The organism is Edwardsiella ictaluri ATCC 33202 (genome assembly GCF_000264785.1).
Lineage (GTDB): Bacteria > Pseudomonadota > Gammaproteobacteria > Enterobacterales > Enterobacteriaceae > Edwardsiella > Edwardsiella ictaluri.
In genome coordinates this window covers 1-5,643 of sequence record NZ_AFJI01000117.1, presented here as the reverse complement: position 1 = coordinate 5,643, position 5,643 = coordinate 1, and the positions used below count along the sequence as shown (strand labels likewise).

At 51.1% G+C, this 5,643-nt stretch carries 5 protein-coding genes and 3 pseudogenes; 4 read left to right on the top strand and 4 right to left on the bottom strand.

The features are described from left to right. Positions 1 to 844 precede the first annotated feature (844 nt). Both EIEH_RS16795 and EIEH_RS19415 read left to right on the top strand, forming a co-directional pair. Positions 845 to 1,786, top strand: coding sequence for a replication initiation protein (locus tag EIEH_RS16795; RefSeq protein ID WP_010895416.1), 942 nt, complete (start codon positions 845 to 847; stop codon positions 1,784 to 1,786). A gap of 62 nt (positions 1,787 to 1,848) precedes the next feature. Beyond that, a pseudogene (locus EIEH_RS19415) lies at positions 1,849 to 1,989 on the top strand (IS1 family transposase); the annotation flags it as partial. Positions 1,990 to 2,077: 88 nt separating this feature from the next. Here EIEH_RS19415 and EIEH_RS19215 read toward each other — a convergent pair. Then, positions 2,078 to 2,440: a hypothetical protein gene (locus EIEH_RS19215; protein WP_049640979.1), complete on the bottom strand. Its 363-nt coding sequence runs from the start codon at positions 2,438 to 2,440 to the stop codon at positions 2,078 to 2,080. 219 nt (positions 2,441 to 2,659) lie between these two features. Between EIEH_RS19215 and EIEH_RS20030 the strand changes: the two are divergent. Next, positions 2,660 to 2,857 (top strand): annotated as a pseudogene (locus EIEH_RS20030) (replication initiation protein); the annotation flags it as partial. A 415-nt stretch (positions 2,858 to 3,272) separates the two neighbouring features. On the opposite strand, the gene EIEH_RS16790 reads toward EIEH_RS20030, so the two are convergent. Together EIEH_RS16790 and EIEH_RS16785 are read right to left on the bottom strand one after the other, a co-directional pair. Next, positions 3,273 to 4,271, bottom strand: a complete 999-nt coding sequence (locus EIEH_RS16790; protein WP_015396715.1) for a hypothetical protein — start codon at positions 4,269 to 4,271, stop codon at positions 3,273 to 3,275. A 3-nt stretch (positions 4,272 to 4,274) separates the two neighbouring features. Further along, positions 4,275 to 4,697: an InvB/SpaK family type III secretion system chaperone gene (locus EIEH_RS16785; RefSeq protein WP_020846157.1), complete on the bottom strand. Its 423-nt coding sequence runs from the start codon at positions 4,695 to 4,697 to the stop codon at positions 4,275 to 4,277. Between the two features lie 141 nt (positions 4,698 to 4,838). On the opposite strand from EIEH_RS16785, the pseudogene EIEH_RS20025 reads away from it, so the two are divergent. Further along, positions 4,839 to 5,030, top strand: a pseudogene (locus tag EIEH_RS20025) (replication initiation protein); the annotation flags it as partial. A gap of 208 nt (positions 5,031 to 5,238) precedes the next feature. Here the strand turns inward: EIEH_RS20025 and EIEH_RS19335 are convergent. Next, positions 5,239 to 5,643: hypothetical protein (locus tag EIEH_RS19335; RefSeq protein ID WP_035610457.1), on the bottom strand; the 405-nt coding region annotated here is incomplete at its 5' end.

The following is a 5,643-nucleotide window of genomic DNA, read 5'->3' as shown; positions in this document are numbered from 1 at the left end:
GCTGATCCGGATGCTCAGGGTGGTGGTTTTCGTGGTCATGGCAAAACGTCCTGTAAACGGGGTGTTTGCAGACCGTACACAGCAGGCGTGGCGGGGTTCAACGCCTGATTTTGGTAGGTGTTTCTGTAGACACATTTCTCAACGACAGGCACGAGACCGATTGTACACACGGGGAAAATCCCCGTTACACAATCGGCGTGCCAAAGGGTGCCCCTTTGCAACCCAACCCCATGCGGTTCTACGAACCTCAAAACCACTCAACCCAGGGACAAGGTATGTTTTGTTGAACCGCCAAGGTTTGGCGGCACACAAAACCCCCGGACAGGGCGATGCGCCCCGACACCCGGCAGATTTTTTTGCATGCAAAAATTTTGGCGTTACTGACGCGCTGGCGCTTGTCCAACGATGATCGGCGCCCGGAAAAATTCCGGCCACCGATCACCGTTACCGGGTAACGCTGAGGGGAAAAAATCGGGGGTTGGTGGCCGATTGGCGCTGAATCTGACCGTCATGCAGTGTCGTGAATGGCTATGCAACGCCGCCAGAATCATCCTGCGCGATTTTGGCCGTCTTGGGGGTACGAAGCTGCGTCTTTTGCCGATAACGCCTCAGAATCGCGCTCAGCACGTCTGAGGCGGTGCGCCGAGCGGGCGTTATGGTAAATACTTGAGGGATCGACAGGTCTTGTTGTTGGGTGTACTTTGGAACGCAGAAAAACAAACGCCCCCGAAATCGTGTGCAATCTTGGCGGATGTCACGATAACGAGGGCGCAGGCGTAAACCTTGAGAGGATATTAGCACATGGATATGTCCACACAACAGCCCGCCATAAGTGCAGGCAGGTTTGACTAGCCCCGCCCTGTCACTGTTTTGCGAGCATCTGCCACGCAAACCCTACCACACCAATGAGTTGCTGCATGGTGTGCGTATCGGTGCGGCATCCCGTGCCATGCTGGCGCGTTACATCCAGCACAACCAGCCCCACGCCATGTATTGGTTAGTGTTTGACGTTGATCGCCTCGGTGCGGCCATCGACTGGAGTGACGTCAACGCCCCCACACCTAACCTGACGGTGAAGAATCCCGCCAATGGTCATGCACATCTGCTGTATGCACTCGACACGGCAGTGAGAACGGCACCGGATAACAGCAGCCTGAAAGCCCTGCGTTATGCCGCAGCCATCGAGCGCGGTTTACGTGACAAGCTCCGTGCCGATCTTGGCTATTCCAGCCTGTTGTGCAAAAACCCACTGCATGACTATTGGGGCGTCACTGAATGGCGTAGTGAACCGTACACGCTGGATGAATTGGCGGATTACGTCGATTTAAGCGCCTCAGATCCTCGCAGAGAGGCACAGGCTTACGGGTTGGGTCGTAACTGCCAGTTATTCGAAAAAACGCGCACATGGTCATACAGAGCGATTCGGCAGGGTTGGCCGGAGTATGACCAATGGCTGTCAGCGGTGATCCAGCGTGTGGAGGCATACAACGCACAGCTAACCGTGCCGCTGTCACTGGCCGAGTGCAAGGCGATCGGCAAGAGCATTGCCAAATGGACGCACCAGCGCATCACAGAGCAGGGCTTCGCGCAGTATGTGGCAGATACGCACACGCCAGAGATACAGGCGGCCAGAGGTGGGCGAAATACACATGAATCACAGGCAGCTAAAGGGCGGAAGTCAAAACGCGGAGCTGTTGAGGACTCGGCGCGCAGCCTGAAACCGTGGGAGGCGTTGGGGATCAGTCGCCGCTGGTACTATCAGAAAAAGAAACGCGGCTTGCTTTGAGAGTGCACCAGATAACAACCTATATCAGATAACAGCCCCCGTTAGGGGGGGGTTGTTCTGTAGGTCTGCGCACCGATGATACATACTGGGTATTGTTAACACCGTTTAGCATCGGTATGATCGCCAGTGATTATTGGGGCAGCTATGCAAGGGAAGTCCTGCTGGATTAACATTTAACAGGTGACGTATTCACCCAACGTATCTAGTGTCACAACTTGACGCTGTGTACCTGCATTAAGCGGTTGGTTCGGTTATTGACAACATATGTCCTACTAAATTGATGCACTATTCCTATACATATCCATTTGCCCGTATAATATACTCATGTAGTTTTGTAACTTCATCATCTGGTTTTATTTCTTTTCCTGTTTCCACCATATCTCTTTCTCTCAGCTCATGGTCTGTCATTTTGGCTAATTCGCAGGAAATGGCTTGATGGAGAGCTTTAGGCGACACAGCTAATGAGAGTGACTCTGTATCTTTTAATTCCTCAGGGCTTGCTAGAATAAAAACCTCTTCTGAATCAGTGTTGTATTCACATGAGATACGCTCGGAAAGGTCATTTTTATATGTCTCTACATCAGACTCCGCTGCGTCATTAGGAATATGAAGGTCGTGGAAAACATTACATTTAATCATATTATTACTAATCATATAACACCTACTAAGTATAGCTACCTTAAACTCATTCCCTATTTTTTATTAAAAACGAATCAACTTCGCTTGACTGGATTTCCCCATCCTAAAAAGGCTATCAGTCACAAGCCAATATACACAAAAGGGGGGTTGTTTACCATAACACTAGTTATATGCTGCGTATGAAAAAGCTCGCAGTACGGGATTTAATCGTAAACTTCGCGCCTGTGCTTTATTGTGGCAGATACGCACACGCCAGAGATACAGGCGGCCAGAGGTGGGCGAAATACACATGAATCACAGGCAGCTAAAGGGCGGAAGTCAAAACGCGGAGCTGTTGAGGACTCGGCGCGCAGCCTGAAACCGTGGGAGGCATTGGGGATCAGTCGCCGGACGTACTACCGACACAAGAAGCGCCAATCTGAGATTGAGTGACACCAGATAACAACCTATATCAGATAACAGCCCCCGTTAGGGGGCTTTTTGTTCTCGTCATTTTATCCCTTTGCGTTTATCCCCACCGCTTGCCGTAAGACAGGATTCGGGAGCTATCGCGCAGCGCTGGCGATTCTGTCCGGACGAGGAAGCTGAATAGTCCACAATGGTTGTGGCTTTAGCGCATTCTCACGGTGTTCCGTGTTTAGAGGATCTGTTTCCAGTCGGTGGCACAGATGCCCGCATATCCTAAAATCAGCATGTACATGGTGCAGATTAGCCGAGTGGTGAACCGTCCCAGCGCTCCTGCCTCCTGATGCTATCGATCACTGTACTCAGCTCCCCTGTTTGCTGAAAGCAGCTCCATTGCCGAGGTTCGGGTTTATTAAATTCTGAATTCTGAGGTGCTCCCTTCTTAGGCTGGGATGAAGACTCGCCGTACAGTGGAGGCGCGAGCGTCGCTCTCCTCACTCTCTGGCAAACGACGTAGATTGTGCTCACCGAAACTTGAGAAGGTCATGCCAATACCGTGATAACCGCTTACTCGAGGTTGCTCGAAACCCTCCCGCGTCATCTCGTTGCTTAATGTCTGGGCAAATGGTTCGGCCACGATCTCCTTCTTGCCAAATAGGCCAAGAAATCCACTGCGTTGAGTTTCTGGTTGAGATGCTAGATCAAGAGCCGATTTTTGAAATGAAGTTGGCTCGCAGGTATCTGCGCTCCAGCAGGCGGTCACACGGATATCGGTAAAGCGCTTGTCAAGCCCACCTTCAGCCAGCTGATGGGCAATTTCCTTGGCGGTGACCATTCCTTGCTGGCAGGCTGGATCTTCCGCCAGAATATCCATGCCTGCTCCGCCGTGTCCAACTACATAGAGTTTATGTTGGTCTGGGGAGAGTGATTTCAGGTCATTGCTGCTCTTTATCGTTAAATTTGTTAGAGCATCAATTAGAGCGCAGTACTTTACGATTCTTTTTTGTATGTTATCAAAGCCTTCTGGGCCTAATGGATAATGCTGACGAGCTTCTTTTTCGGTTAAACCATGTTGGGTTATTTGGTCTATATATTCTTTGAGATGTAATATTTCTGCTTCGTATTCTTCTTTCCACTTGCTAAGCAGGGTTGCTCTCATTTGCTCCAGTGTGGCCTTGTCCTGTTCGTTGCGGCTGAGCAATGGGTAGATAGGCTTGCTTTGTTTAGTGCGAACCATGTTCTTGCCTATCGCCATATCTACTATGTCTGATGATGCAAAGGGCGCATACAGTACGCCTTGTTTTTTATGAGTATAGGGGCCCTCATGAAAGCTGATATTGGCAGATGTGGCTAGGCCGATACGAGTTGTTGCTCCAGTGTCTACGCTATGAGTGGCGGTGGAGTGCGAGGCCGTTGCGATGATGCGGTTGATAGGTAACATGGCTCAATTATCTGTTTCGGTAGCGTGACAAAACACGGCTAGCAGGCGGATAAATCCCTGCGTCGTAATAAGTAGTCCATTTTCTTGGTCTAGCCAGCGAGGATTGACCTGCCCCTTCAATTCATACCCTTTTTCACCTTCCCCCAAGGTCAACTGACCTCCCAGTATCCCATCCACTGGCCTGATGAGCTGGGTCAGTACAGCGGGGGCACAGTCTATTAATCTGTTGGTGCTCAGATTCTGCAGCATACTCCAGAGCCAGATCTCCTCTTCGACCAGCGAAAGCATGAGGTCGGGCAACCCCTCAAGCTGTAGGGCGAGAGTGCGCTCTGCTGCGAGGGTATGCAGCGTATCGAGAGGCAGTCCGAAGCCAGTCAACATATTGCCAATTTGTGCTTGTAATACATTGGTAGATATAACGGTCATATGAGGAAGTTTTCTTGTAGGGAGCATCTACTATTGTGATTATGCATGTTAATGCAATATTAAGCCATTGTACCATGTCGTTTTTTATTTTAAAGGATCCTGTAAATGATCTTAATCGGATCCTCTAATCAGACTAATTAACTTACTGATACGCACACGCCGGAGATACAGGCGGCCAGAGGTGGGCGAAATACACATGAATCACAGGCAGCTAAAGGGCGGAAGTCAAAACGCGGAGCTGTCGAGGACTCGGCGCGCAGCCTGCAACCGTGGGAGGCGTTAGGGATTAGTCGGCGTTGGTACTATCAGAAAAAGAAACGCGGCTTACTTTGAGAGTGCACCAAATAAAACCTATATCAGATAACAGCCCCCGTTAGGGGGTTTTTTGTTCTCGCCATTTTATCCCGTTGCATTCATCCCCACCGCTCGCCGCAAGACAGGATTAGGGAGCCATAGCGTAGCGCTGGCGATTCTGTCCTGTCGAGGAAGCGGAAGAGCACCTATGGTTGGGCTTTAGCGCGTTCGCACGGTGTTCCCGTGATCAGCTGATCAGTAACCAGTAGGCGGCGCAGGTTCCCGCAAACCCGAAAATCAGCAGGAACATGGCGCAGATCAGCAGCGTGGTAAACCGTTCCCAGCGCTCCCGCGTCCTGATGCCATCGATCGCAGTGCTCAGATCCGCTGTCTGCCGTTGTACGGCGGCGATGACCTTCAGCATCTCTTTGCCCCTGTTCTGTGTCTTCTCCAGCAGCTCCCGGTGTTCGCCGGCCAGTTTGGCTGTCTGCCTGTCGATGTTCCGTGCTGAGGACTCCAGCCGGGTGAGCTCGTTCTGCGCCTGCTCAAATCGCCGCCCGGTCATATTTTCGCACAGTGTGCGTTTCACAAAGTCGCTCAGCGATAGCCGGTTTTTCTCGGCGAGGGCTTCCAGTTCGTGACGCATTTCACT

Coding starts and splice junctions, on each gene's coding strand:
- EIEH_RS19215 (WP_049640979.1), bottom strand. CDS start 2,440: ATGATTAGTAATAATATGATTAAATGTAATGTTTTCCACGACCTTCAT.
- EIEH_RS16790 (WP_015396715.1), bottom strand. CDS start 4,271: ATGTTACCTATCAACCGCATCATCGCAACGGCCTCGCACTCCACCGCC.
- EIEH_RS16785 (WP_020846157.1), bottom strand. CDS start 4,697: ATGACCGTTATATCTACCAATGTATTACAAGCACAAATTGGCAATATG.